Origin of the sequence: Liquorilactobacillus sicerae, from assembly GCF_029916425.1 — a bacterium.
Lineage (GTDB): Bacteria > Bacillota > Bacilli > Lactobacillales > Lactobacillaceae > Liquorilactobacillus > Liquorilactobacillus sicerae.
In genome coordinates this window covers 1-478 of sequence record NZ_JAHAVQ010000173.1, presented here as the reverse complement: position 1 = coordinate 478, position 478 = coordinate 1, and the positions used below count along the sequence as shown (strand labels likewise).

Annotated in this window: 1 protein-coding gene; it reads right to left on the bottom strand. The window is 40.8% G+C overall.

The annotated features are described in order from the left end of the window. Window positions 1–382: glycerate kinase (locus tag KH893_RS11840; RefSeq protein WP_281166284.1), on the bottom strand; the 382-nt coding region annotated here is incomplete at its 3' end. Window positions 383–478: the final 96 nt, after the last annotated feature.

Genomic DNA, 478 nt, shown 5'->3' with positions numbered 1-478 from the left:
CTCTAGCGCCTTGATGCATAGCATCCAAGATCATCTGGCCCGTACCAAAAGTCGTAGTAGTTAAAGGATTTTTTGTCTCATTATTGACAAACTGAATTCCACTGGCAGCTGCCATTTCAATCACGGCTGTTTTTCGGTTGCCAAGCAAGCCATAACGAGCTTTTGTTTCTTTTTCTAAAGGGTTCAAAACAGTGACCGTTTTGAAGTTACCACGAGTCGCATCAACAAGTGATTGAACCGTACCTTCACCACCATCAGCCATTGGAATGATTTCGTATTTGGCTTTGGGGAAAATACGTATCAGGCCCTCATAAACTGCATCTGCAGCCTCTTTTGCCGTTAGACTTCCTTTAAATGAATCTGGTGCAATTACAAATTTCATATTTTACCTCAAACTTCTCTACTAGCTTTTAAAAGAATCCATACATCAGTGTACCGACGATTGTCATCTTTAAGCCAACTGCTGTTTCATATGGAA